This window comes from Nonomuraea sp. NPDC005501 (assembly GCF_040605905.1).
Classification (GTDB): Bacteria; Actinomycetota; Actinomycetes; order Streptosporangiales; family Streptosporangiaceae; genus Nonomuraea.
The window spans coordinates 24,028-48,492 of sequence record NZ_JBEXDT010000026.1; the positions used below are offsets into that span (position 1 = coordinate 24,028).

The 24,465-nt window shown below is 69.6% G+C and carries 24 protein-coding genes and 1 pseudogene; 18 read left to right on the top strand and 7 right to left on the bottom strand.

All coding sequences use genetic code 11. The features are described 5' to 3' along the window. Window positions 1–645: a suppressor of fused domain protein gene (locus tag ABZS51_RS15480; RefSeq protein WP_355440674.1), complete on the bottom strand. Its 645-nt coding sequence runs from the start codon at window positions 643–645 to the stop codon at window positions 1–3. A gap of 125 nt (window positions 646–770) precedes the next feature. Here ABZS51_RS15480 and ABZS51_RS15485 point away from each other — a divergent pair, with 125 nt between their 5' ends. The 7 genes from ABZS51_RS15485 to ABZS51_RS15515 all read left to right on the top strand — a co-directional run bounded on the left by ABZS51_RS15485 (window position 771) and on the right by ABZS51_RS15515 (window position 5,177). Beyond that, window positions 771–914 (top strand): hypothetical protein, encoded by a 144-nt coding sequence (locus tag ABZS51_RS15485; RefSeq protein WP_355440678.1) that lies wholly within the window; start codon window positions 771–773, stop codon window positions 912–914. A gap of 132 nt (window positions 915–1,046) precedes the next feature. Beyond that, on the top strand, window positions 1,047–1,718 hold the full coding sequence (locus ABZS51_RS15490; RefSeq protein WP_355440681.1) for a DUF6461 domain-containing protein: 672 nt from the start codon (window positions 1,047–1,049) through the stop codon (window positions 1,716–1,718). A 43-nt stretch (window positions 1,719–1,761) separates the two neighbouring features. Then, window positions 1,762–2,667 carry a class I SAM-dependent methyltransferase gene (locus tag ABZS51_RS15495; protein ID WP_355440683.1) on the top strand — a complete coding sequence of 302 codons (906 nt, stop codon included), beginning with the start codon at window positions 1,762–1,764 and terminating at the stop codon, window positions 2,665–2,667. Between the two features lie 219 nt (window positions 2,668–2,886). Then, on the top strand, window positions 2,887–3,045 hold the full coding sequence (locus ABZS51_RS15500) for a hypothetical protein (protein ID WP_310710959.1): 159 nt from the start codon (window positions 2,887–2,889) through the stop codon (window positions 3,043–3,045). A gap of 168 nt (window positions 3,046–3,213) precedes the next feature. After that, complete coding sequence (locus tag ABZS51_RS15505; RefSeq protein ID WP_355440686.1) at window positions 3,214–3,624, top strand: DUF732 domain-containing protein; 411 nt, start codon at window positions 3,214–3,216, stop codon at window positions 3,622–3,624. Window positions 3,625–3,648: 24 nt separating this feature from the next. Further along, window positions 3,649–4,491, top strand: a complete 843-nt coding sequence (locus ABZS51_RS15510) for a helix-turn-helix domain-containing protein (protein ID WP_355440689.1) — start codon at window positions 3,649–3,651, stop codon at window positions 4,489–4,491. A gap of 74 nt (window positions 4,492–4,565) precedes the next feature. Beyond that, window positions 4,566–5,177 (top strand): dihydrofolate reductase family protein, encoded by a 612-nt coding sequence (locus tag ABZS51_RS15515; protein ID WP_355440692.1) that lies wholly within the window; start codon window positions 4,566–4,568, stop codon window positions 5,175–5,177. Window positions 5,178–5,239: 62 nt separating this feature from the next. Here the strand turns inward: ABZS51_RS15515 and ABZS51_RS15520 are convergent, their stop codons facing one another. The 3 genes from ABZS51_RS15520 to ABZS51_RS15530 are packed head-to-tail and all read right to left on the bottom strand — an operon-like array spanning window position 5,240 to window position 10,118. Further along, window positions 5,240–7,699, bottom strand: a complete 2,460-nt coding sequence (locus tag ABZS51_RS15520; RefSeq protein WP_355440695.1) for a polynucleotide kinase-phosphatase — start codon at window positions 7,697–7,699, stop codon at window positions 5,240–5,242. Next, on the bottom strand, window positions 7,683–9,161 hold the full coding sequence (locus ABZS51_RS15525) for a 3' terminal RNA ribose 2'-O-methyltransferase Hen1 (RefSeq protein WP_355440698.1): 1,479 nt from the start codon (window positions 9,159–9,161) through the stop codon (window positions 7,683–7,685). The genes ABZS51_RS15520 and ABZS51_RS15525 overlap by 17 nt, the downstream gene beginning before the upstream one ends. Window positions 9,162–9,203: 42 nt before the next feature. Further along, on the bottom strand, window positions 9,204–10,118 hold the full coding sequence (locus ABZS51_RS15530) for an LLM class F420-dependent oxidoreductase (RefSeq protein WP_355440701.1): 915 nt from the start codon (window positions 10,116–10,118) through the stop codon (window positions 9,204–9,206). Between the two features lie 116 nt (window positions 10,119–10,234). Here ABZS51_RS15530 and ABZS51_RS15535 point away from each other — a divergent pair, with 116 nt between their 5' ends. From ABZS51_RS15535 to ABZS51_RS15580, 10 genes and pseudogenes are all read left to right on the top strand, one after another. Then, a complete protein-coding gene (locus tag ABZS51_RS15535) occupies window positions 10,235–11,416 on the top strand; it encodes a hypothetical protein (RefSeq protein ID WP_355440704.1) in 1,182 nt (393 codons plus the stop codon). A gap of 109 nt (window positions 11,417–11,525) precedes the next feature. Beyond that, window positions 11,526–12,716: a histidine kinase gene (locus ABZS51_RS15540; RefSeq protein ID WP_355440707.1), complete on the top strand. Its 1,191-nt coding sequence runs from the start codon at window positions 11,526–11,528 to the stop codon at window positions 12,714–12,716. Next, on the top strand, window positions 12,713–13,939 hold the full coding sequence (locus ABZS51_RS15545; protein WP_355440710.1) for a histidine kinase: 1,227 nt from the start codon (window positions 12,713–12,715) through the stop codon (window positions 13,937–13,939). Before ABZS51_RS15540 ends, ABZS51_RS15545 begins: the two co-directional genes overlap by 4 nt. Window positions 13,940–14,033: 94 nt before the next feature. Beyond that, complete coding sequence (locus ABZS51_RS15550) at window positions 14,034–14,633, top strand: response regulator transcription factor (protein ID WP_310710969.1); 600 nt, start codon at window positions 14,034–14,036, stop codon at window positions 14,631–14,633. 81 nt (window positions 14,634–14,714) lie between these two features. After that, window positions 14,715–16,115, top strand: a complete 1,401-nt coding sequence (locus tag ABZS51_RS15555) for a sugar porter family MFS transporter (protein WP_355440713.1) — start codon at window positions 14,715–14,717, stop codon at window positions 16,113–16,115. A gap of 73 nt (window positions 16,116–16,188) precedes the next feature. Further along, window positions 16,189–16,689: a G/U mismatch-specific DNA glycosylase gene (mug, locus tag ABZS51_RS15560; RefSeq protein ID WP_355440716.1), complete on the top strand. Its 501-nt coding sequence runs from the start codon at window positions 16,189–16,191 to the stop codon at window positions 16,687–16,689. Between the two features lie 186 nt (window positions 16,690–16,875). Further along, window positions 16,876–17,352, top strand: a complete 477-nt coding sequence (locus tag ABZS51_RS15565) for a hypothetical protein (protein WP_355440719.1) — start codon at window positions 16,876–16,878, stop codon at window positions 17,350–17,352. Then, the gene (locus ABZS51_RS15570) at window positions 17,349–17,870 is read left to right on the top strand and encodes a hypothetical protein (RefSeq protein WP_355440722.1); all 522 of its coding nucleotides are present in this window, start codon (window positions 17,349–17,351) and stop codon (window positions 17,868–17,870) included. The genes ABZS51_RS15565 and ABZS51_RS15570 overlap by 4 nt, the downstream gene beginning before the upstream one ends. A 712-nt stretch (window positions 17,871–18,582) precedes the next feature. After that, window positions 18,583–19,107 (top strand): hypothetical protein, encoded by a 525-nt coding sequence (locus ABZS51_RS15575; RefSeq protein WP_355440724.1) that lies wholly within the window; start codon window positions 18,583–18,585, stop codon window positions 19,105–19,107. 474 nt (window positions 19,108–19,581) lie between these two features. Then, window positions 19,582–19,686 (top strand): annotated as a pseudogene (locus ABZS51_RS15580) (mismatch-specific DNA-glycosylase); the annotation flags it as partial. 106 nt (window positions 19,687–19,792) lie between these two features. Here ABZS51_RS15580 and ABZS51_RS15585 read toward each other — a convergent pair. Then, entirely contained in the window at window positions 19,793–22,525 is a 2,733-nt protein-coding gene (locus ABZS51_RS15585) for a PQQ-binding-like beta-propeller repeat protein (protein WP_355440726.1), read from the bottom strand. Next, window positions 22,483–23,262 carry a hypothetical protein gene (locus ABZS51_RS15590; RefSeq protein ID WP_355440728.1) on the bottom strand — a complete coding sequence of 260 codons (780 nt, stop codon included), beginning with the start codon at window positions 23,260–23,262 and terminating at the stop codon, window positions 22,483–22,485. Before ABZS51_RS15590 ends, ABZS51_RS15585 begins: the two co-directional genes overlap by 43 nt. A 264-nt stretch (window positions 23,263–23,526) precedes the next feature. On the opposite strand from ABZS51_RS15590, the gene ABZS51_RS15595 reads away from it, so the two are divergent. Beyond that, window positions 23,527–23,919 (top strand): hypothetical protein, encoded by a 393-nt coding sequence (locus tag ABZS51_RS15595; protein WP_355440730.1) that lies wholly within the window; start codon window positions 23,527–23,529, stop codon window positions 23,917–23,919. A gap of 32 nt (window positions 23,920–23,951) precedes the next feature. Here ABZS51_RS15595 and ABZS51_RS15600 read toward each other — a convergent pair whose 3' ends face one another. Continuing rightward, window positions 23,952–24,353 (bottom strand): peptidase inhibitor family I36 protein, encoded by a 402-nt coding sequence (locus ABZS51_RS15600; RefSeq protein WP_355440732.1) that lies wholly within the window; start codon window positions 24,351–24,353, stop codon window positions 23,952–23,954. Window positions 24,354–24,465: the final 112 nt, after the last annotated feature.

A 24,465-nucleotide genomic window follows, 5' to 3' on the forward strand; every position in this document is an offset into this window, starting at 1 on the left:
TCACAGCGCGCTGGGGCGGCCACGGTCAACGATGTGAAGGGGAACGTCCTGCTCGATCCGGGCCAGGACAGCCAGCGCGTTGCCGCCCTGGGCGGCGGCGTACTCCGCCTCCGTCAACGCCGCGACCTGAAGGAACGTGAGCGCGCCGTTCGGTGTTTCGATGGTGCCCAGTTCCGGGTCGACAGCGAAGGCCAGGGCCGCGAGCTCCGTCGGGGTGTTCTCAGGCAGGCCCGGATGGTCGTTGAAGAAACCGGGGGCGACGTGGATGGTGTGCCCGGGGGAGAAGGGGCGTTGGACGATCACGTATCTGGCCAGTTGCTGGAGGATGACGGCCGCCCACATCGGAGGTGCGGCGTCCTCGGGGTCCTTGGCCACGCGCAGGCTGAACTCGATGCCCCAGCCCGACAGCTCGGCTATGTCGCTGGTCTTGTCGTACAACTCTGACAAGCCGCAGCCGACCATGTGCCAGTGAGGGCGTGGGTCGTCGTGGTCGTAGTTGCGAATGGCGTCCAGGGGGTCAGGGCCGCCCAGGGAGTAGGGGCGTTCCGGCGCCCAGTCGGGCCATTGAGTGTCGCGGCCGTAGTGCTCACGGAGCACGGCGTTGATGGCATCCCAACCATTGATCGGTTGCGCAGTATTGATCATCGACCGAATATTACTGGCGAGTCTCCAACTTCGTGGCCATCAGCGCCAAGTCGGGCATCCGGCGTCGCCTCTCCGGGGATCGACCCGATCTTGCTCTGGGTCAAGAAATGAGACAGCATCCAGTCATGATCAAGCGATGGCTGGAGATGACCCGGGCCGACAACCGGCCGGTAGCCGTGTCCACGCGTGTCGTGGTCCTCGTGGTGATCGCCATCGCGTTGGCGCTGCTCATCCTCGGCAACGTGCCGCCCGACCCGGCCTGGCAATAGCGGCAGCAGCGCCCGTGCACCAGGCGAGGGAGATCTTGACGCCCTCGGCATGTCCGGGGTGGACACCCAGGCGCGTGGCCGGTTTTTGTCGGTGCTGTTCGGCATCATCGCTGCAACGATCAAGGAGTGGCGATGGCGACCGACCCCCTCGCCCCGTTCCGCTGGCTGGCGGTTCCGGCGGGGCACGAGGACAACCTGTTCGACGAGATCTTCTGCGTTTCCTTTCTCCGTGGACTTGAACCAGCCGAGGTGCTGCGCCGCTTCGCGAAGCCGGAGGCGCGGCAGGGGACGCCTCAAGGGCTGCCGCAGGGACGGCAGATGAGCCTGGACGAGTACGGTCATGCGGCGTTCGAGTTCGGCGACAGGTACTGCGGCGCGCTGGGCGGTGGACACGTGGGAGTCGTCCAGGCGGGGGACTGGTGCGTGTCCCTCGAACTCTTCGGCTGGGAGGCCGCCACGGGAGACACCCTGGCCAGACTGTCCTCCGGCTGTGAAGTGGTGGCCGTTCTACGCCACGACTACGCCAACCACCATGTCGCCTACGCAATCGACGGGGAGACCGTCACCGGTTTCAACCCGCGCTGGCCGGACAAGCGGTCGGGCTGTGATCCGGATCGGCTCAACCCGTTCATGCGCGAGGTCGGCCTTCCCCTGGAGCCGGCGACCGGCGGTGACGACCGGCACGACCTCTACGCCACCGCGATCGCGCGGTCGTTCCACCTGGCGGCGAGGATCACCGGTGTCGTGCTCACACCGGACATGCTGACGGGGCCGCTCCTGGTGGGCCCGGTACAGGGCACCTGAAATCGGATGGCGGTGCCGGGGTGGGTGTCGTTAGGGTCGCGGCGTGATCTACGAGGACCCTCTGGCGTACCTGCTCGGCATCGAAGGCGTCGCCCTGTTGCGCTCGTTCACCGGCCAGTCCGACCGCGGCTTCGTCGAGGCGCGCGTCGCCGAGATCCGCCGGCTGCTCGACGACGAGGCGCTGGCGGACGCGGGCGTGGAAGTCGCGCGGGTGGACGCGGTGGAGGGCTATCGCATCTGGTCGCGCACCTATGACGGGCCCAACGGGCTGTTCGCCATCGACGAGCCCGTCGTCGGGCAGATCCTCGACGCGCTTCCGGCGGGCGTCGCCCTGGACGCCGCGTGCGGCACCGGCCGGGTGGCGGCGTCCCTGGCCGGGCGAGGCCATCAGGTCATCGGCGTGGACGGCTCGCCCGACATGCTGGCGCGGGCACGGGACCGGGTCCCGCAGGGAGAGTTCCTGGTCGGCGACCTGCTGGGCCTGCCGGTGCCGGACGACGCCGTGGACCTCGTGGTCTGCTCCCTGGCGCTGACGCATGTCCCGTCGCTGCGACCGGTGATGGCCGAGTTCGCCAGGGTGCTGCGCCCGGGAGGACACCTGGTGGTCTCCGACATGCATCCCGAGGGAGTCGCCCGGGGCTTCGTTCCGCCCGTACGGCGGGAGGACGGGCAGCCGGGGCGGATAGCCACCTACCGGCACCCCCTCGGCGACTACCTGCGCGCCGCCCTGGCGGCGGGGCTGCAGGTGCGCCGCTGCGAGGAGCCCCGCCTGCCGGAAGCGGAGCACCCGCGGCCGGCCGAGACGCCGTCCACGGCGCAGGCGCTGGAGACCTGGGACGTGTGGCCGTGGTCCCTGACGGACCTGGTGCCCGAGGCCGCGAGGGCCGCGCATGGCGACGTGCCGGCGATGGTCGTCTGGCACTTCCAGCTGTCCCCGGCGGGAGACTGAGCCGCGAGTTTCTCCCGAGGCGCATAGATGGCCCACCAGGGCGGGCATGTCTCTACCCGGCCCCGCAGGTGCGGGCCGCCCGCCATCGGCCCGGATGGCAGGCTGACTCCCGGTGGCCGGGCCCTTACGGAACGGGGCGGCGCGGGCGGCTGCGAACGTCTCCCGCGTAGACCCCGGGCACGGCCACAGGCAGGCAGTCTCCCCTCGGAAGGAGCACGAATGAGCAACCGTGTCGTCGCGCGAAGGCTCAACGACCACGTCGAGATCCACCACGTCGACAGGCCGGACGTGGTGCTGGAGGTCCCGCGCAAGGACTTCGCCGACCTGATCGCCGCGGTCACGCCGCTGGAGGCCGAGGTCACGGAGTCCGCGGCCTGACGCCAAGGACCACCTGCCGGAGCCCCCGCCGCCCACGCGGCGGGGGCTTCCGCCTGCCTGCGCCCGTGACTCCCTGCCAGGTAAGGGGTGGCCCTTCCCGGCTGTTTCGGTCATCCATTCGGCGGAAAAGCGGATGGCGGTGGTCATGTGGGGCGTACGGTGCGCCACATGCGCCGTCAGCCGACCTCCTCCAAGACGCCGGAACCGCAGGCTTTCGCACCCGCCGAGACGGGTGGAGGACAACGCAGGACGCGGGTCCTCGCGGTGGCGGGCACGGCGCTCGTGGCCGGCGTGAGCGTCGTCCTGGTCGTGACGAGCCTCGCCCCCGAGACGGCCGGGCCTGACCAGGCGTACCTGCACCGCCTTGAGCGGATCGCCCCATGGCTGGCGCCCGAGGAGGGCGCCGCGCTGAGCCGGGCCCGCGCCACCTGCCGCGACATCCTGGACGGCAAGCCGGGGGAGGAACTGGCGAGCGACGCCCAGGAGCGCTTCACCGACGTGACCCGGGAGCAGGCCGCCCAGATCGTGGAGGCGGTCAAGGAGTGGTGCCCTCCACCGGCGACCTCCTTCGTGAACTGAGCTCTCGTCCGCCACACTGAGCCCATGGAATACGTCGGCCGGGTGCCCGCCCCGCCGCTCGACCGGTTCATCGACGACATCTACTGCCTGACCGGGGTGCCGCGCCACCCCCGGATGAACGTCCCGCCGATGCCGTCGGCACACCTGTTCGTCAACCTGGGCGAACCCGCCCGTCTGTGGGATCGCGACCCTTCAGCGCTGCCGGCGGTGCTCACCGATGGGTGGTTCATGGGTGTACGGACCAGGCGTTTCCTCCTCGAGTACCCCGCACGGGTGCGGCTCGTCGGGGTGCACTTCAAGCCTTGGGGACTTTCGCCGTTCGTCGACATGCCGGCGACCGAGCTGCGGGACCGATGGGTGCCGGTCGACGCCGTCTGGCGACGGTCCTCGGACCGGATCCGCAACCGGCTCGGCGACAGCGCATCGGCCACCGAGACCCTGCGGGTGGTGGAGGAGGAGCTGCGGTCGCGACTGGCCGAGGCGCCGTCGCGCGGTCTCGACCTGGTCCAGCACGCGGGCGGGCGGTTGGCGACCTCGCACGGCGCGCTCCCGGTCGGTGCGCTGACCGACGCAGCCGGGGTGAGTGGCAATCACCTGGCCACGCAGTTCAAGTCCCATGTCGGGATCACCCCCAAGCGGGTGGCGCGGATCTACCGCTTCGCGCGGCTGATCCTTTCCGTGGACCCCCTGCGTCCGGTCGACTGGTCGGAGCTCGCCCAAACGGCGGGCTACTTCGACCAGGCCCACTTCAGCAAGGAGTTCAAGGACTTCACCGGCCACACCCCCACGGAATACCTGGACCTGCGGCGCCGATTCCCCGCCGAGCGAGGGTTCCCGCCGGACAGCGGCCCGATGCCCGCTGATTGATTTTTTACAAGCCCGGCAGCCCCCCGGCACGACAGGATCGGAGGCGAACGCGCAGGACGACTCCAGGAGGACCCGTGGGCACAGTGATCATGCACAACGTGGTGTCGGTGGACGGCTTCATCGCCGACGAGAAGGACGACGTCGGATCCCTCCACGACTGGTACTTCAGCGGGGACACCCCGATCACCGAAGGCGGCGACCAGGAGTACGACCATTCCGGAACGGGAAACCGCCTCAAGGTCTCACGCGCGTCGGTGGAGTACGTCCGGCCGATGTGGGAGTCGATCGGTGTGATCGTGATGGGCCGCACCCTGTTCGACCTGGTGAACGGCTGGGAGGGCAAGCCGCCCGCGGGCGACCACGTGGTCGTGGTGTCCCACCGGCCCAAGCCCGAGGGCTGGCACCCCGAGGCGTCGTACCATTTCGTCGATGACGTGACGGCAGCGATCGACAAGGCCCAGGAGCTCGCCGGGGAGCGGACCATCGGTGTGAACGCCGGCGAAGTAGGCGGCCAGATCCTCGCGGCGGGTCTCGTGGACGAGGTGGCGATGGACGTGGTGCCGGTGGTGTTCGGGTCGGGCAAACGCTTCTTCGGCAGCATCGAGGGGCAGCATCTCCTGGAGGACCCGCACGTGGTCATCCAGGGCGACCGGGTGCTGCACCTGAAGTTCAAGGTACGCCGATAGGCCGGTGGGCGCCCACGGCCGACCCGATTCCACCAGGCGGCTCGACCCGGGCGCCGCCCGGCCTACAGGCGGGGGTCCACCGGCTCCGACTCCAGGGCCAGGACGGCGAAGACCGGCTCATGGACGCGCCAGGCCGCCTCGCCCTCGCACAGCCGGGCCAGCGACTCCAGCCCCAGCGCGTACTCCCGCAGCGCCATCGCCCGCTTCTTGCCCAGGAAGCGCCTGCGCAGCACGTCCAGCGACTCCGTGTAGTCCGGCCCGTAGATGATGCGCAGGTACTCGCGGCCCCGCACCTTCACCCCCGGCTGGACCCGTCCCGGCGTGTACGCGGCCGGCTTGACCACCATGCCCTCGCCCCCGGCCGCCGTCAGCGACTCCCACCAGGCCACCGCCTCGGCGCGCGACTGCGCCGAGTCCAGCGACACGAACAGGTGGCGCGTGTGCGTGATCAGCGGCGAGTCCAGCCGCGCCAGCGTGGACAGGTGCCAGGCGTGCGGCTCCAGCGCCGTGGCCCGCCCCTCGCAGGCGAGGATCTGGAACGGCGCCACCCGTACCCCGTCCAGCCCGTCGACCGGCCAGCAGTAGCGGGCGTAGGCGTCGCGGAACAGGGCAGCGTTGGTGGAGCGGCGCCGGGTGCGGGACAACAGTCCGCCCACATCCGCCCCGCGCCCGGCCGCCGCTTCGAGCGCCGACACGGCCTCGGGCAGCGCCACCCGCGCCGCCGCGCCCACCGAGGCGTACTGCGTCCTGATCAGCTCGCCCGCCTTGGCCGACCAGGGCAGCAGCTCGCAGTCGAGCACCACCCAGTCGGAGCCGAGCTCCGCCCACAGCGGCGCGCACGCCTCCCGCAGCCTCTCGACGAGCGGCCCGTTGTCGTGGAAGAACGGGCGTCCGGTACGCGTGTAGACGGCCCCCGTGCTGCCGTCGGTGACGCCGAACCTGTCCCGCGCCACCTCCGGCGTCCTCGCCAGGACGGCCACGGCCCGCGAGCCCATGTGCTTCTCCTCGCACACGACCTCGCCCACCCCGGCGGCGGCGAACTCCGCGAACGCCTCGGCCGGGTGCTCCAGGTAGCCGTCCAGCGTGGACGTCTCCGGCGGCGCCATCGTCGGCGGCAGGTACACGAGCCAGCGCGGGTCCACCGTGAACCGGCTCATCACCTCCAGCGCGGCCGCGGCGTTCTCCTCCATCACCTTGACCCGCGCGCCGAAGCGCGTCTCGACGTACCGGGTGCCCCGCACGTCGTCGACGCTCAGCATGTTCGGCTCGCGTGCGGGGCCGCCGAGCGGCTTGACCGGCTCGTACCAGACCTTCCGGGCCGGCACCTGCACCAGCTCCCGCTCCGGGTAGCGCAGCGCCGTCAGCTCGCCGCCGAACACGCAGCCCGTGTCGAGGCAGATCGTGTTGTTGACCCACTCGGGCCGCACGGTCGGGGTGTGGCCGTAGACGACCATGGCCCGGCCCCGGTAGTCGTCGGCCCACGGGTAGCGCACCGGCAGGCCGTACTCGTCGGTCTCGCCGGTCGTCTCGCCGTACAGGGCGAAGGAACGGACCCGGCCGGACGCGCGCCCGTGGTACGCCTCCTTCAGGCCCGCGTGCGCGACGACGAGCCGGCCGCCGTCGAGCCGGTAGTGGCTGATCAGCCCGTCCATGAACGCCCGCGCCCGCTCCGCGAACTCCGGCGGCTCGGCGGCGAGCTGGTCCAGCGACTCCTGGAGACCGTGCGTCGCCCTGACGTTGCGGCCGTTGAGCGCGCGCACCAGCTTCTGCTCGTGGTTGCCGGCCACGCACAGCGCCGTGCCCGCCTCGACCATGTCCATGACCAGCCGCAGCACGCCCGGAGTGTCGGGGCCGCGGTCCACCAGGTCGCCGACGAACACCGCGGTCCGCCCCTCCGGGTGCCGCACCCCCTGCCAGCCGAGCCGCGCGAGCAGCTCCTCCAGCTCGGCGCGGCAGCCGTGCACGTCGCCGATGACGTCGAACGGCCCGGTCAGCTCACGCCTGTCCGACCACGCCTTCTCGTACGTCACGGTGGCGCTCTCGACGGCGTCGAGGCCGCGCAGCACGTGGACCTTGCGGAAGCCGTCCCTGGAGATCTTGGACAGCGAGCGGCGCAGCTCCTTGCGCTGCCGGATCACCACGCCGGCCCCGAAGTCACGGTCGGGACGGGTGGCGTTGCGCTGGATGGCCGTCTCCTCGGGCACGTCCAGCACGATGGCGTCGGCCAGCACGTCGTGCCGCTTGGCCAGGTCGATGAGGGCCTTGCGGGCGCCGTACTGCACGTTCGTCGCGTCGACCACGGTGAGCAGGCCGCGCGACAGGCGCACGCCGACGATGTGGTGGAGCAGCGCGAACGCCTCCGACGTGGCGGACTGGTCGTTCTCGTCGTCGGAGACCAGGCCGCGGCAGTAGTCGGACGAGATGACCTGCGTCGGCTTGAAGTGCCGGGCGGCGAACGTCGACTTCCCGCTGCCGGACACGCCGACCAGCACCACCAGGGACAGCTCAGGAACGCTGATCACGGGTGAACACTCCCATCTGCGTCGGCGGGCCGACCTCGGGGTCGTCCTCGCCCACGGGCCGCAGGGCGACGGTGTAGCCGTACCGGCCGGCCACCTCGGCGGCCCACGCGGCGAACTCGGCCCGGGTCCACTCGAACCGGTGGTCGGGGTGACGCAGTCCGGTCAGGAACTCGTAGCGCACGTTGTACTCGATGTTCGGGGTGGTGACGAGCACGTGCCGGGGCCGGGCGTGACCGAACACGACCCGCTCCAGCGCCGCCAGGCGCGGCGGGTCGACGTGCTCGACCACCTCCATGAGCACGGCCGCGTCGTAGCCGGCCAGCCGCTTGTCGGTGTACGTCAGGGCGCCCTGGAACAGGGTCAGCCGCTCGCGCCTGGCGGCGGGCATCCGCTCCAGCTTCAGCTTGCGCGCCGAGACGGTCAGGGCCATGGGGGAGACGTCCATGCCGCCGACACGGGCGAACCGGGGCCGGGCCAGCAGCTCGCCGACCAGCTCGCCCTGGCCGCAGCCGAGGTCGATGACGCTGGTCGCGCCCAGCTCCTCCAGGGTCAGCAGCACGGCCTCCCGCCGCTTCCCGCTGAGCGACCGCGGCCCGGCGGCCTCCGCCGGAGCCTGCTCCTGCTGCTCTTCCTGGACGGTGGCGTCCGGCTGCTCGCCGTCGGGGGCCGGCGTCGCGGTCGGCCCCTCCTCCGGTACGGCCGGCTCCAGCGCCTCCTCCGTCTCGTCGCCCAGCTCCGCCAGCCGCGCCAGCGCCGTACGGGCCAGCGCCCGGCGGCGGCCCAGGTAACGCCGCGTGATCAGCCCCCGCTCCGGGTGCGTCCCCAGCCAGCCCTCACCGGCCCGGATGAGCTTGTCCACCTCGTCCGGCGCGATCCAGTAGTGCTTGGCGTCGTCGAGCACCGGCAGCAGCACGTACAGGTGGTTGAGCGCGTCGGCCAGCCGGACGCTCCCGGTGAGGACGAGCGTCACGTACCGCGAGTCGCCCCACTCCGGGAATCCCTCGTCCAGCGGCACCGCCTGCGCCGACACTTCCCAGCCGAGCGGCTCGAACAGCCGTCGCGCCAGGTCGGGGCCGCCCCGGCAGGGCAGCGCCGGCAGCCGGATCTCCAGCGGCAGGGGCCCGGCCGCCAGCTCCGGCCGGGCCGCGCACCGCCCCGCCCGCGCCGTGCGGAACACGTCGGCGAGCGCGACGGCCAGCAGGGACGAGGCGGCGTAGGGCCGGTCGTTGACGTACTGCGACAGGCTGAAGTCCGGCGAGCCCTTCCCGCGCGAGCGGGCCAGCGTCACCGGGTCGACCTCCAGGAGGAGGGCGGCGGTGCAGCGCTCCTCGCCCGCCTCCGGGTAGAACACCGTCGCCTTGCCGGACGACTGCCCGAACTCCTGCACCCGGTCGGGATGCTTGTGCAGCAGGAAGCCCAGGTCTGTCGCCGGTCTCGCGGTCGTCGAGATCGTCAGCAGCACGCGCCAAGTGTGCCGCAACCGGGCGAAACCGCGCCACGGCGTTTACACGTGCGGCAGCACCTCGGCGGCGATCAGCTCCAGGTGGTCCGAGTCGGCCAGGTCCATCACCTGGAGGTACACCCGCTCCGCCCCCAGCTCCGCCAGCGCGCCCAGCTTGTCCAGAACCTCGGCGGGGGTGCCGGCGAGCCCCTTCTCGCGCAGTTCGTCCAGACCCGTGCCGATCGCCGCGGCGCGCCGCTCCAGCTCGGCCTGGTCACGGCCGACGCACACGGTCTGCGCCGCCGACAGGATGAGCGTGCGCCCGGCCTCGTCTGCCGCCCGCCGTACCCGGTCGAACGCCGCCCCCGTCTCGGCCGGGGTGTGGAACGGCACGTTGTACTCGTCGGCGTACGTCGCCGCCAGCCGCGGCGTCCGCTTGGCGCCGACCCCGCCGATGATGATCGGCGGGCGCGGGCGCTGCGCCGGCTTCGGCAGCGCGGGCGAGTCGGCCAGCCGGTAGTAGGCGCCCTCGAACGAGTACGGCCCCTCGGCGGTCCAGAGACCACGGATGATCTCCAGCTGCTCCTCGAACCGGCCGAACCGCTCACCCACCGGCGGGAACGGGATGCCGTACGCCGCGTGCTCGCCGTCGTACCAGCCGGTGCCGAGCCCCAGCTCGACCCGGCCGCCGCTCATCTGGTCGACCTGCGCGACGCTGATCGCCAGCGGCCCCGGCAGCCGGAACGTGGCCGGCGTCACCAGCGTGCCCAGCCTGATCCTGGAGGTCTCCCTCGCCAGACCGGCCAGCGTGATCCACGCGTCCGTGGAGCCGGGCCCCGGATCGCCGGCGCCGATGCGCTGGTAGTGGTCCGACCTGAAGAAGGCGTCGAAGCCCAGCCGCTCGGTGGCCTGGGCGACGGCGAGCAGGTCGGTATAGGTCGCGCCCTCCTGGGGCTCCGTGAAGATCCGCAACTTCATACCGCCATTATCGGCATGGACCGGACAGCATCCGGAGAACACCCCCGGTGCTGCCCCCAGGCTTGCTAGCGTCGCGTCAACGCTCTGTGTGATCGGCCGACGACTCGGGGTGGCGCATGTCTGGTTCGCGGCTGTCCGGCTCGCGGTGGTCCGGAGGGCGGTCCTCGCGCGAGCGGTCCTCGCGCGAGCGGTCTTCTGCTGCGCGGCCGGGCGGGTCCAGGCGCGGGCGGGAGGCCGGCACGCTTCCGCGCCCGCTGGCGCTTCTCGCCGCCCTGGGCCTGGCGGCCGCGACAGGGATGTCGCTCACGCTGTTGCCGGCCCGCGCCATGCCCGACCTCGTCCCGGCCGCCACCTCGCCGGCGCTCGCCCGGCCCCGGCCTCCCGACGTTCCCGGAGCCGCCACGGCTGGGCCCGCGTCCTTCGTCCGCTTCGCCGAGCCCGGCCGCGACCCCGGCTTCGACCTCGCCGCCGACGCGCGGCTGACGGGAACGCGCTGGTACGCCCTCGGCCACCTGGTCGCCGGCCCCGGCACCTGCGCCTCCGCCTGGACCACCTCCTCATCGGCCACCCCGTTGACGGACACGGACGAGGCGCTCGTCGCGGGGATCCGGGCGTTACGGGAGGAAGGGGGCGGTGCGGGCGTCGTACTCGGCGGGTCCCGGGGTCGTGAGCTCGCGGCCACCTGCGCCACACCCGAGAGCCTGGCCGCCGCCTACGGAGACGTCGTCGCCCGCCTCGGCGCCGCGTACCTCGACATCGAGCCGAGCGCCGTCGAGCCGGGCGGCGGCGGGTCGGACGACGGCGGGTCGGACGACGGCGGGTCGGGTGACGGCGCCGACCGGGCCGTGGTGATCCGGCGGGCGCGCGCCCTGGCTCTGCTGCAGCGCGAGCGGCGGCTGCCCGTGACCTTCACGCTGCCGCTCCGGTCGGACGGCCTGGCCGAGCGTGACGTCGCGATGCTGCGCCTCACCCGCGCGCACGGCGTCGACGTCGCCACCGTCAACCTGCTGTCGCCGATCGAGCCGTCCGGAGCGCCCCCGGGCAGGCTGCGCCGCGTCGCCTCGGCCGTGCGCGCCGCCGTGCGGCAGGTCGCCGAGATCCAGGGCCTGGACGGCCCGGCCGACGCGTGGCACCGGGTCGCGCTCACGCCCGTCCTGGGCGCCGCCGCCGACCTGAACGAGACCGACGCGCGTGCGCTGGCCGCGTTCGTGGCCCGCAACGACCTGGCCTGGCTGTCCCTGCGCGGCGCCGAGCCCGAACCGGCCGTGGCCCGCGTCCTCTGGCACACCCTCGCCTGAACGACACCGCCGGGACCGATCCCCTTGAGCGACCCCACTGGCACACTCCCGCCCGAACTATAGGATTTCGGCGAAGCGACGACGACGTAGCCGGCGAGGGGGAGAGGCGGTGGCGGGCCAGGCGCGCACGGCGCGGAAGATCCTCGTCTACTGGATGGACGGCACGGTCGCCCTGCTGGCGCTCTCGTTCGTGGCCATGGTCGCGGCGATGACCGTTGAGGGAAAGATGACCGTCCCGCACGCCGTCGTCGTCGGCGTCTGCCTGCTCGGATCGTGCGCGCTCTACCCGTTCCTGCTGCGCGAGGCCTTCGACACCCGGCCGCGGCCGACAGCCAAGCTCGTCGTGGCCGGCCTGCTGGCGGCGGGCGCGGTGGCGCTGCTGCCCACCGCATCGGGCACCGGTACGAGCGACGGGGCCTGGGCCATGGTGATGTACCTGTGGCTGTCGGGCGCGGTGCTGTACCTGCCGATGTGGGCGGGCATCGGCACCGGCGCCGTCGTGCTCGGGCTGACCGTGACCGCCGTCGTGGTGATCACGCACCAGCCGTGGCAGCCGGTGCTGATCGTGCAGGGGACCATGGCCGTGATGATGTCCGTCGCCCTGTGGCTGTGGCGGTGGCTGTGGTGGACGATCAGGGACGCGCACGACAGCCAGGAGGCCAAGGCGAGCCTGGCCGTGGCGGAGGAGCGGCTGCGGTTCGCGCGGGACCTGCACGACCTGCTCGGGCACAGCCTCTCGGTGATCTCCCTGAAGAGCGAGCTGGCCGCCAAGCTCGCCACCCGCTCGGACGCCGGGGCCGGCAAGGCGGAGCGGGAGATGGCTGACGTACGCAGGCTGGCCGCGGAGGCGCTGGCCGAGGTGCAGGTCGCCGTGGACGGCTACCGGACGCTCGACCTGGACGAGGAGCTCCACGGGGTACGGGCGGCGCTGGAGGCGGCCGGCGCCCGCTGCGTGATCGACGCCGCCACCGCCGACCTGTCGCCCGCGGCCCGCGCGCTGCTCGCCTGGGCGGTCCGCGAGGGCGCCACGAACATCCTCAAGCACAGCACGGCCACCCGGTGCTCGATCACGATCCGCGACGGCGCCCTGGAGATGCGCAACGACGGCGTACGCCTCCCGGCGCCCACGGCCGCGTACCCGCTGGAGACCGTCGGGGAGGCGAGGAGCCGGGCGGGCGGGGAGCGCGGCGGTAGCGGCCTGCGCGGGCTGTCCGAGCGGATGGCCGCCGCGGGCGGGACGTTCGCGGCGGGCCCGGATCACGGCGGCGAGTTCGTGCTGAGGGCGGCGGTGCGGGCATGAGCGGGCGAGCGGGCCGGTTCCCGGCCAGGCGGGGGACGAAACTGGACACGGTCCTCCGGATCTGGCGGGCGACGAACCTCGACAAGGTCCTCAGGTTCAGGCGGGCGACGAACCTCGACAAGGTCCTCAGGTTCAGGCGGGCGACGAAGCTCGACAAGGTCCGGTGGCTCATCGTCTACTCGATCGACTTCCTCCACCTCACGTCCCTGAGCGGCTTCTTCTCGCTGTACGCGATCTGGGAGCAGGGGTTCCCGGCGCCACTGGCGGTGGGGGCCGGTGTGCTGCTGGCCGTCCTGCTGGTTCTCGCCTGCCGGACGTTCCGGCTCGCGGTCAGGGGCGGCAGCCGGCCGACGGCCGTCCTGTGGGTCTCCGGCGTGATCGCGCTCGTGCTGTCGCCGGTCGCGCTGCTCTGGGGCCCCGCTCTGTGGCTGGGCATGTTGGCGCCGTTCACCCGCAAGCGCACCGTCGTCGCGGCGTCCGCCGCGTCCATCGTCGTCGTGAGCGTCTACCTCGCGCTGCTCACGGGGGCCGTGCTCTGGCCCGTGGTCCTCCTCCAGACGGTGCTCACCGTGCTCATCGTGGGCTGCGTCGGCGTGAACCTGTGGCTGTGGCGGCTGGCCAAGGCGGCCCACGAGGGCCAGGAGGCCAGGGCCAGGCTGGCCGTCTCCGAGGAGCGGCTGAGGTTCGCCCGCGACCTGAACGACCTGCTCGGGCAGAGTCTGTCCGGCATCTCGGCCGGAGCCGAGCGGGCCGAGGAGCTGCTCCGGTCGGACCCGGAGGCCGCGGCGGCCCGCATGTACGAGGTGCGGGACACCGCCCGGCAGGCGCTGCGCGAGGTGCGCCTGGCCGTACAGAGCTATCGGACGCTGGACCTCGACGAGGTGCTCGCCGGCGTGCGCGCGGTCCTGGAGGCGGCGGGCGTGCGCTGCGCCGTCGAGGCGGACACCGCCGCACTCGGGCCCGAGACCCGTACGCTCCTGGCGACCGTCGTCCGGGAGGGCGCCACGAACGTGCTCAAGCACAGCAAGGCCGAGCGCTGCTCGATAACGATCAAGGATGGGGTGCTGGAGATGTCCAACGACGGGGTGACCGGCCCGGTGGGCGACCACGCGCCGGACGGGCTCGGCGGCCTGTCACGGCGGGTCAGCGCCGCGGGCGGCACGCTCCAGGCGGCGCCCACCCGCGAGGGCGCGTACGTCCTGCGCGCGGCGGTGCCCGCGTGACCGCGTCCGCGCCGGGGAACGGCGGGGGATCGTTCGTGTCCGGGGACGGTCGATCGTTCGTGTCCGGGGACGGTCGCCGGAGAGGGGACGCGGCATGACGACGCGTGTGCTGCTGGCCGACGACGAGCACCTGATCCGCGGCGCCCTGGCCGCGCTGCTCGACCTGGAGGACGGCATCGAGGTGATCGCGCAGGTCGGCCGGGGTGACGAGGTGCTGGCCGCCGTCACCGAGCATCGCCCCGACGTGGCCGTGCTCGACATCGAGATGCCCGGCATGGATGGCCTGAGCGCCGCCGAGCAGATCAGCTCCCAGTGCAAGATCGTCATCCTGACCAGCCTGGGACGGCCCGGGTACCTGCGGCGGGCGATGGCGGCCGGCGTCAGCGGCTTCCTCGGCAAGGACGCCTCCGCCGAGGAGCTGGCCATGGCCATCCGCAAGGTCCAGTCGGGCGGGCGCTACCTCGACGCGGAGCTGGCCGCCGCCGCGATGGCAGCCGGCGACAGCCCGCTCACCGATCGGGAGCGCGACGCGCTGCGGCTGGCCGGCGACGGCGCGACCATCGCGCGGATCGCGGCGGAGCTGCACCTGACCGAGGGCACGGTGCGCAACTACCTGTCGAGCGCGATGACCAAGCTCAACGCGCAGAACCGGCTGGAAGCCATCCGCACGGCACAGCGCATGGGCTGGCTGTGAGCCCGCACGTCAAGATTGCGTAAGCCCGACGATATAGGTGCTTTCTGAGGGGTAGATGCCGGTCTCATAAGGAGGGACCGCATGGCTGCTCAGCCCGCTCACCAGGAGAACCTGGGACATGTCGTCTTCATCACGGCCGCAGCGGCCATAGGTGGGTTCCTGTTCGGCTACGACAGCGCGGTGATCAACGGCGCGGTCGTCGGCATCCAGAAGTTCTTCGCCGTCGGCGCCGTGGAGATCGGCATCGTGGTGGCCATCGCGCTGCTCGGCTCGGCCGCCGGCGCCTGGGTGGGCGGCAACCTGGCCGACCGTTGGGGCCGTACGCGGACGATGCAGGTGGCGGCCGTCCTGTTCGCGGTCAGCTCCATCGGGCAGATGCTGCCGTTCAGCGTCTGGGACCTCGGAGCGTGGCGGTTCCTGGCGGGTGTCGCCATCGGCATGGCATCCGTGCTGGGGCCGGCGTACATCGCGGAGGTGGCGCCGCCCGCCTACCGGGGGCGGCTGGGGTCCTTCCAGCAGCTCGCGATCGTGCTCGGCATCGCGGTGTCGCAGCTCGTCAACTACATGTTCGCCCGGCTGGCCGGCGGCAACGTGAACAACCATCTGTGGGGGCTGCAGGCCTGGCAGTGGATGCTCGGCGCCTGTGTCGTGCCGGCCCTGCTCTACCTGCTGTTCGCCTCGACGATCCCCGAGTCGCCCCGCTACCTGATCATGGCGGGCCGCACCGAACAGGCCCGGCGGGTGCTGCGGGAGGTCGAGGGCGACGAGATCAACCTGGACGACCGGGTCCACGAGATCCAGCACGTGCTGCGCACCGAGGCCCGGCCCACCATGAAGGACCTGCGCGGTCCCGCGGCCGGGCTGCTGCCGATCGTGTGGGTCGGCATCGTCCTGTCGGTGTTCCAGCAGTTCGTCGGCATCAACGTGATCTTCTACTACTCGTCGGTGCTGTGGCAGTCGGTCGGCATCACGCAGGCCAACTCCCTGCTGATCAGCTTCTCCAGCTCGGTGATCAACATCATCGGCACGTTCATCGCGATCGCCCTCGTGGACCGGATCGGACGCAAGCCGCTGCTGCTCATCGGCTCGGCCGGCATGGCGATCGCACTGGGCACCGCCGCCTGGGCGTTCAGCTCCGCCCGCACGGTGAACGGCGCCGTATCACTGCCGGGCGCCCAGGGCGTCATCGCGCTGATCGCGGCCAACGTGTTCGTGCTCTTCTTCGCCCTGTCGTGGGGCGTCGTGGTCTGGGTGCTGCTGGGCGAGATGTTCCCCAACCGCATCCGCGCCGCCGCCCTGGGCGTGGCCGCCGCGGCCCAGTGGATCGCGAACTGGGCGATCACGGTGTCGTTCCCGTCCCTGGCGGAGTGGAACCTGCCGATGACGTACGCGATGTACTCGTTCTTCGCCGTCCTGTCCTTCCTCTTCGTCGCCAAGTGGGTCAAGGAGACCAAGGGCCGCAAGCTGGAGGAGATGGGCTGACCTTTTCGGAGCGAAGTCGCCCCTCACCGCTCGGGCGGCTCGTGCACCGTACGGATCGGCTACCCTCCAGGGCGTGATCGACGACGTGCTCGGGCCCTCGCTGGACGTGCTGTTCTGCGGCATCAACCCCGGCCTCATGTCGGAGGCCACCGGCCACCACTTCGCCCGCCCCGGCAACCGCTTCTGGCCCGCCCTCCACCTGTCCGGCTTCACCCCCCGCCTCCTGTCCCCGTCGGAACAGCACCTGCTCCCGTCGTACGGGCTGGGCATCACGAACGTGGTGGCGCGGGCGAGCGCCAAGGCGTCGGAGCTGACGCGGGAGGAGCTGGTGGAGGGCGGCCGGCGGCTGGAGGCCTTGGTGGCTCGCGTCCGTCCCAAGGTGCTGGGTGTGCTGGGGGTGTCGGCGTACCGGACGGCGTTCGCCCGGCCGAAGGCGGCGGTGGGGTTGCAGGAGGATGCGGTCGGGGGTGTGCCGGTGTGGGTGCTGCCGAACCCGAGCGGGTTGAACGCGCACTGGACTTTGGCGGGGATCGCGGACGAGCTGCGCCGGGTACACGAGCACATCGGCCGCTGAGTCGGCGTCCATGGTGCACCCTGTGGTGATCAAGAGGGGTAAGTCACCATCCGTGATCTTTGTATGACTTAAATTCGATCTTGTCGTCGTTTTGGGCGGAAGTTACGCTTCGTCTGTCTAACCTTATAGGTTGCCAGTAGTGGCAATGGCATCTACTCAAAGGCTTGCCGAGTAAGGTTTGATTCAATGAAGGTGTATAACGTAGTTATACGCACGGTGGTCGCTCTCTCGTTTGCTCTTCTCATCTCTGGATGTTCGGGAGAGGCCGAGCCACTTGAAGTTGATACGCATGTTCTCGGTGATATGCGAAGCGTCGGAAGAGTGCTGGCAGAGACTGAAACCGAGGCCATATCCGATGGCTCCAGCGTAATCACTCGACTGATCATTGTCGATGTCGATGGCTCAGGTGTCGAGTCCGAGCTGGCCGCCGCAAGCGCCCGTTTGCAGGGTCAAGGCTGGAAAGTCGCCGATGAACGCCCGTCTCAGTGGATCGAAATGCATTCCAATGAATGGAGAAAAACGAGGATAACAATATTCAGTTCGGGCTTCTTCCAGTCATCTGGGCGATATGAATCGTCTGTCGAAAGGGCCCTGCGTAGCGCGCGCTCTGAACATGGATCGGATGGTTTCTTGGTGCTGGATGCGCATAGAACGGACGGGTGAGTTTGGGCATATTGGGCGTGCACTCTAGAGCGTCGCAAATCGGCCTGCCAGTAAGAGGGCTTTTGGCGGGAAGTGTTCTAGGGATCCTGCTTATCGGAACAGCCCTCCTTGCCGTCCGTGGCGAGTTGTTTCCCGCTCCCGTTCACCAGGTTCCCTCCGCTGCGCTCGACGATGTGCGCCGTATCGGCAAAGTGCAGGCGGAGGGCAGCGACGAATTAAGCCATGACGGCCAGTCTGATATTGCTTACACGTTTATCATCGATGTCCGAAGCGCGAGGCATCAGGGGGCGGCGGGGAAGGCGACGAGCCTTCTCCGCGGGCAAGGATGGGAGGTCATAGGGCAGGGGCGGCTTGGTGTGGCGATGAAATCTGCTAGATGGCGTGCAGTATTATCTGTGGATCGGTTCGATCCTGCGGCCCTTCAGTATAAACCTGATCTCCTGAAGGTGTTGCAGGGCAAAGCTGTTTCGGATGAATCTCTTGTAATCGTCAAGGTTGATGCTTATCGCGAGGAATGACGGATTGGTTCAACGACGTTTTAGAACCTAATTTCGGCTCGAGGTCGATCAAATCTCGCGGCCCTTAGAGGGGTGACTCCGACCTTTCGTGCCTTAATGTCTTTCTCGGTATAGCAGAGGCGGCCAAAAAGTACGGCACCTTCGAGGATGCGTTGACGGCCGTTCTTCTCTACGAAGGGAGGCGTGGAAAGAGCAGGTCGGTGGCCGGTTTCTCGGCGACCTGGGATCGTACGCTGTAAACAAATTCGTGAAGCTCAACGGAGGTGCGGCCGCGTCGGTTGGTGTCGCTCAGCTGGAGATGCACAAGGCTCGCATGATGCTGATCAAGCTCGGTGGTAGTAAGTATGCCAATACAAATAAGTATGGTGCTGGCGCCATTGGGTTCATGCTGGTTGGCAGCGCCCGCGTTTCCATCCATTTGGCTGCAGCATGGATGGACCATCTGAGGAAAATGTATCGTATAACGGAAAAGATAAACTTAGCTCATGGGAAGCGGCCGTCGCCTATTGCGGCTGCTCGGGGGGTACCATTGACCTCAAGGAATACAAAGCGGCGTTGTCGAATGGAGGCATCCCTCCGCCACACTCTGACAAATCCAAAAGTGGATGAAAGGTGACGAACTCACCACTACAAATTCAAAAGTTGCGTTAGCTCGACGAGATTATCTCGAAGAAGCCTGGGCGATCGGAGGGACGACTGGCAAGTACTGGGCATGTGTCAGGTCGAGCCGCCGAACGTGTCGTTGAAAGCAGGTGCTCGAGGAAGAATGTGGTCTGAAAATAAATGTAATGGAATGGAGCGCAATGTACTGGCACTTATTCTTTTAAGTTCATGTCTTCTCTTCTCTGCCTGTGGGCCAACGAGATTCCAGGTTGATCCGGGTGTTCTTGATGATGTGCACAGCATTGGCAAGGTGGTTGTTGAGGCTACCAGTGAAGGAGACGTAGATGGAGACATCGATGTCATCAACACGGTAGTGATCGTCGTTTCCTCAAAAGCCGGGAATACGGTCGATGGGGCTGTGGCGGCTCTAGTGCGCCGCGGATGGAATATCTCTGCGGATAATCGGCCAACACAGGTGATGCTGAATTCCGCCAGTAGGCCAGATGTCCATTTGGCCATAACTCCATTTTATGCTGCAGATTTTGAGAACGACCGGCAAACTTTGGAGCGAGTAAAGGGGTCGCTGGTGAACCCGGGAGAACTGGTTGTCGTGCAGGCGCTCGCGAGCGGATAGAGAAATCGCTGCGTCGTCAGCGCCGGTTCATAAGCATGTGGCTGTTGAAGCCGGCGGATTTCGACGGGCGAGTCCTTAGTCTGGTGCACAATGATTGCCTTGCAGAGCTGTCTGGCCTTGTGTGGGCAGCGTCGCAGTTTGTGGAGGACGCGTCCTTTACCAGCGCTTCGGCACTCTCGCTGGGCTGTTGAGTCGAGCGCAGTTGGCCTGTTTCTGCGAGCGGGATTGTTGCGGCTTGGCCGGGGTGACGATCCGGCCTTTCTCGCCTTGGTAGCCCTTCTCGGCCCTGATTAGGCTGCCAGCCCCTCTTCGATCCGCCCAGGATGTCCGGGATGCGGGTGGCAGGTCGCGAGTCGACGCGGCGGTCAGGTTGTTTGGAGCTGTTGACTAAACGTGGTAGCGCGGGCGAGCGCGAAGGCGTCGGAGCTGACGCCGGAGGAGCTGGTGGAGGCCGGCCGTCGGCTGGAGGAGCTGGTGGCTCGCGTCCGGCCCAAGGTGCTGGCGGTGTTGGGAGTGTCGGCGTACCGGACTGCTTTCCCCCGTCCTAAGGCGGTTGTTGGGTTGCAGGCTGAGTCGGTGGCTGGAGTGCCGGTGTGGGTGCTACCGAACCCGAGCGGGCTCAACGCGCACTGGTCTCTGGCGGGGATCGCGGGGCACCGCGTCGGGTACGCGAACACATCGGCCGTTACGGGCCTGCCGTGGGGCGGGCGTAGATGTTCCCGTTGGAGCTGCCGACGTACACGAAGCCGTCTGCCACGACAGGGTCCGTCTGGGCGTTGCCGCCGGTCCGGAACCTCGATCGCACCGCACCGGTGGCGGGGTCGAGGGCGTACAGCGTTCCCTCGCGGTCGGAGACGTAGACGGTTCCGTCCGCTGCCACGGGGCCGGTGTCGCGGCCGCCGGGCAGCGGGAGGCGCCGGCGCGTCCGGCCCGTCGCGGTGTCGAGCGCGTACAGCGTACGGTCGCGGCCGACGGTGTACAGGAGTCCATCCGCCACCGCGGCGCTCCATGCGAACATGGGCTGGTCGCCCTCGGCCTGGAAAGCCCACAGGGGCGCGCCGGTCGCGGCGTCCAGCGCGTGCGTGGTGCCCTCGTCGTCGCCCACGTACACAGTCCTGCCGGCCACCACCGGACGGACGGAGATGGTGCCGGTGATCCGTGACCTCCATCGGATCTCGCCCGAGACGGCGTCCACGGCGTTCACGTCGCCGTTGCTGCTGGTGGCGTAGACGGTCGTGCCGGCCCGTAGCAGGAGGATGCGGTCGTGTTCCGTGCCGAGTCGGTAGCGCCGTTGCTCGGTTCCGGTGGCGGGGGAGAGGGCGTACATCACGCCGTGGTCGCTGCCGGTGAGGACGACGTCGCCGGCCAGCACGGGCTTGGGGGTCAGCATGTCGCCCGCCGGCTGGAAGCTCCACAGCTGCTTGCCGGAGGCGGCGTCGAGCGCGACGAGTTCGGCCTTCGAGGACCAGGCGGGGTGCCTGGTCCAGAGGTAGAGGCGGCCCGCCGCGACCACGAGGCGACCGAACACGGTGATCCTGCGGCTCCATCTCGGGCGGCCGGTGCCCGTGTCCAGCGCCACCAGCCTGCCCGTTCTACTGGCCGCGTACACGGTGCCGTGCGCCACCACGTGGCCGTCCTCCACGGGACCGCCCGTCCGGTACCGCCACCGCACCGCGCCGGTGGCGGCGTCCAGCGCGGACACCGTGCCGTCGCCGCTGGTGGCGTAGACGACGCCGCCGGTCACCACCGGCTCGGTACGCACGGCCGCGTCCGTCGGGAAACTCCATCCGCGTTCGCGCACGGGGGTGGGGGCGCGAACGCCCGGCTTGTACCGGGCGAGCAGATGGTCGCGCAGGACCGGGGAGAGGAGTCGCACCGCCTGCCGTGAGGACGAGGTCAGCCGGACGATGACGGGGCCCACGTTGATGATCGTCGCGCCGTAGAAGCCGTTCGTCTCGGCCTCGGTGTAGGTCAGGAAGCCCGGGGCCTCGGTGGTGGGATCGATGTCGCCGGTCTCCTCGACGGCGGCCGCCTCGGCGGTGTACAGCTTGCGCGCGCTCGCGTCCGACGACGACACCCATTCCACGGACAGCGAGACGACGGCGCCGTCGTCGGCCGGCGGTATCCAGTCGCATTTCGCCGCGCCGTCCGCTGCCGGGGCCGGGCGGTAGCCATCCGCGAAGGCCGCCAGGTCGCGGCCGGTCAGCAGGCCGCAGGCGTCCGGCCAGGCGGTCTTCGGGCGGGCGGTCCCGTAGATCAGCTTGTACGCGGTGAGCCGCCCGTCCCCGGGGACGTCGCTGAACACGAAGGCCATGTCCCGGATTTCCCCGGCAAGGGAGACCAGGTGGGCGGGCAGGTCGATCGGTAGCCCGCCGAGCCGCCCGGTGCCGGGGTCCATGGAGATCAGGTAGGCGGGCAGCGGCCAGGTGGAGTTCCGCAGGGCGCGGCCCTGGTCGTTCGCCACGGTGGAGGAGCCGGCGTACAGGGGCGGGTTCCAGCGGTCCGGATCCGTGACCTTGACGGCTTGCGAGCCGGTGGACAACAGGCGGCCGTCGGGGTCGAGGAAGAAGTCGTCCTCGCCCGCCCTGGCCTGCACGTACCCTTCGGCGTTGGCCGTGAGCATGATAGACGGGGCCCCGTTCTTCGGGGAGGACGACGACGGCAGCACGCGCGTCCATCCCTGCCGCAGGGTGCGCGGATCCATCGAGGCCAGCCGCAGCTCGTTCCCCTGGCAGTAGCTGAGCAGCCGCACCGATCGGGCCGTCGCGGCGCCGGTCAGCCGGCAGCTTCGCGGGTAGGTCACCCTGGCCGTGGGCCTTCCGGTCCGTGCATCGAGGGCCTGGATGTCGAGGGGCTCGTCTGCCTGCTCGAACACCACGATGCCGTGCTCGGTCGCCATGATCCGCGGGCCGTAGTACGAGCCGGTGTCGCTCAGCCGCGGCTGACGGAGGGCGGTGACGACCGTGCGCCGCCACAGCTGCGCGCCCGTGGCCAGGTCGTGGCCGTACAGGGTCTGCTCGGCGCCGTCCGGCTCTCCTCTGGCGACGACGAGCGTGTCGCCCGCGATCCAGACGCCGGTGATGGGCGCGGGCTGAGCCGGGTCGGCGGGTACGGTGCGCCGGAGCGCGCCCGTGCGCGGGTCGTGGATTCTCACGGTGCCCTGCCGCGTCGCCACGGTGACCGCCCGGGCGGACACGGCGTGGCCCGCGGCCTTCAGGAACATGACGCCGTTCTCGGCGTCCGCGGGCACCGACCACGACGCACGCCACTCGACGGGTACGCGGGGCAGCCTCGTGACGTTGTCCAGGGCCGCGGCCGAGCAGGTCGCCAGGATGACCACGAGCAGCATCGCGGCCGACCGGCGCCTGCGCGCGGTCAGCACTTCCCGGCCTTGGCGAGCTTCCGTTCGATCGCGCACGCGCCGCTCCTGGAGATCGGCTGCCAGCCGCCGAGCGGAGAGATCGTGTAGTAGGCGTGGTAGGTGCCGGAGGTACCGGTGACCCGGAACGGGGTCCTGTCCGGCCCCTGGATCGTCATCTGCTCGGTCCGGTCCCCCGCGAGCACGGTGATCACGAGGTCGAAGGCGTAGTAGGCGGCCGTGCCCTTGACCGTCATGGACAGCGTGACTTGTTCGTCCTGTCTGAGGTCGATCTGCTTCTTTCTGAAGTACGAGATGTCCGGGGTTTTGGGACTGGTGAAGCGGGGTGCGGGTTCGTCGAGGTCGGCGGAGAGTTCGATGGTGGCGACCTCCCCGCCGGAGGTGTAGACGAACAGCGCGCCGTCCGAGACGGGCTTGCGGTCGAGGACACGCGGCTGGATGTCGACGATGCGCACGCTGCTGCGGTTGCCGACGAGGGTGACGGTGAGGTCGGCGGTCTCGAGCGGGGCCCGGTCGTGGCGCGTCATGACCGTGTCGCGTCGCGAGCCGGACGCGCTGCCCTGCAGGATCGCCCGCTCCGCGGGGTCGGTCACCGCTTCCCTCAGGGTGGTGTCCTGCGCGGCGTAGTCGACGGCCACGTGGCCGACCTTGATCGGGGGCTCGCCGCTGATGCTCTCGACGGTGTCGGAGCCGCGCGCGTTGAACCAGGCGGCGAACACGACCCCGACGGCCGCGACGATCACGGCGCTGACAATTCCCGCCAGCCACGTCCGCATGGCTTTCCATCCTCCGGCCTCCTCGGTACGGGGGGCGGAGGGGGCACGCCTTTTCTGGCGCGTTCTGGCCATGGACGTACCCTTCGTTGGCGGTGCAACGGCAGCTGATATATAGCTGATGGGGACGCCGCGTGGCCGCAGTGTTGACGAATTCAGTCTGGAGTTCTGAATTCGACAGGGCGGATCGGGCACGAAAGATTACGAATAACGGTTCAGCCGATAAAGCAGGCTTCGGCAAGGTGGCGTTGACGACCGTGGTGCCAAGTGACCTGCGACTCCAGGCCCGTCGCGGTGAATGGCAAGGCGCTACGCGGCGCTCGCCTGGCCGAGCACGGCACCGTGCATCTTCTGGCCGCCTTCGATCACCAGTCCGGGCTGGTGCCGGCCCAGGCCGACGTGGCCGGCACAACGAACGAGCCACACGAGGATCGCCTGCGGGAAAGAGCGAGCGCATTCATGGTGGGGAGAAATGGCTGGATGCGCATCACCGTGCGGTTGTGGAACACTCTCCACGGCGCTCATCTGGAGGGGTGCTGGGGCAACCTCCTGGGAAAAATCCAGGAAATGGAGCCGAATATCCTGCTGCTTCAGGATTGCCGGGGTCGGCCGGCCGACGACAGGAACAGGCCGTCAAAGCGAAATACGACCTGGACATGAGAGTCCAGGTCGTCCCATCGTCGCCTACCGGCCTAGGAGCAGTCCATGTGCAGCGAGGATGCCTCGTTGTCGAACCCGTTGTTCGTCAGGTCGGAGTCCTCGGACTTGCCCTCCGCGAAGTAGTAGTCGCCCTCGCCGTACGAGTAGGCGTCGTAGAGCCATACCGCACAGAGGGTGTCGTTCTTCATCGAGCTGGCGCCGTTGTTGACCGGGCGTGACGTGCCCTGCCAGTAGTTGTTGGACAGATTGTTGTCCTTCTTCTGCTGCTTGTAGGCGCCTTCCGTGATGCACCACTTCCCGCCCTTGTAGTCGTCGTGCTCGTAGAGGCAGAAGTAGTGTGTGGCTGCCTCGGTGTCGGCCTGGGCGGGGGACGCACCCGGGAGAATGCCCAGGACAAGGGATGCGAGCAGCGCGACAGATGCCGGTTTCCGCAAGACGTTTCTTCTTTCACAGGGGGGAGTTGGCAACAACAAGATCACGTTAGCCGGTCGGGGTTCCGACTGTCCACTTCCGATCAGTTGGCCTGTCCCAAACGACCCTGTCACC

Excerpts from the sequence above, each read along its gene's own strand:
- ABZS51_RS15505 (WP_355440686.1), top strand. The coding sequence starts at position 3,214 with ATGCGCCGTCAGCCGACCTCCTCCAAGACGCCGGAACCGCAGGCTTTC.
- ABZS51_RS15530 (WP_355440701.1), bottom strand. The coding sequence starts at position 10,118 with ATGAAGTTGCGGATCTTCACGGAGCCCCAGGAGGGCGCGACCTATACC.
- ABZS51_RS15500 (WP_310710959.1), top strand. The coding sequence starts at position 2,887 with ATGAGCAACCGTGTCGTCGCGCGAAGGCTCAACGACCACGTCGAGATC.
- ABZS51_RS15550 (WP_310710969.1), top strand. The coding sequence starts at position 14,034 with ATGACGACGCGTGTGCTGCTGGCCGACGACGAGCACCTGATCCGCGGC.
- ABZS51_RS15555 (WP_355440713.1), top strand. The coding sequence starts at position 14,715 with ATGGCTGCTCAGCCCGCTCACCAGGAGAACCTGGGACATGTCGTCTTC.
- ABZS51_RS15575 (WP_355440724.1), top strand. The coding sequence starts at position 18,583 with ATGTGTCAGGTCGAGCCGCCGAACGTGTCGTTGAAAGCAGGTGCTCGA.
- ABZS51_RS15480 (WP_355440674.1), bottom strand. The coding sequence starts at position 645 with ATGATCAATACTGCGCAACCGATCAATGGTTGGGATGCCATCAACGCC.
- ABZS51_RS15490 (WP_355440681.1), top strand. The coding sequence starts at position 1,047 with ATGGCGACCGACCCCCTCGCCCCGTTCCGCTGGCTGGCGGTTCCGGCG.
- ABZS51_RS15545 (WP_355440710.1), top strand. The coding sequence starts at position 12,713 with ATGAGCGGGCGAGCGGGCCGGTTCCCGGCCAGGCGGGGGACGAAACTG.
- ABZS51_RS15485 (WP_355440678.1), top strand. The coding sequence starts at position 771 with ATGATCAAGCGATGGCTGGAGATGACCCGGGCCGACAACCGGCCGGTA.
- ABZS51_RS15565 (WP_355440719.1), top strand. The coding sequence starts at position 16,876 with ATGAAGGTGTATAACGTAGTTATACGCACGGTGGTCGCTCTCTCGTTT.
- ABZS51_RS15510 (WP_355440689.1), top strand. The coding sequence starts at position 3,649 with ATGGAATACGTCGGCCGGGTGCCCGCCCCGCCGCTCGACCGGTTCATC.
- ABZS51_RS15590 (WP_355440728.1), bottom strand. The coding sequence starts at position 23,262 with ATGCGGACGTGGCTGGCGGGAATTGTCAGCGCCGTGATCGTCGCGGCC.
- ABZS51_RS15535 (WP_355440704.1), top strand. The coding sequence starts at position 10,235 with ATGTCTGGTTCGCGGCTGTCCGGCTCGCGGTGGTCCGGAGGGCGGTCC.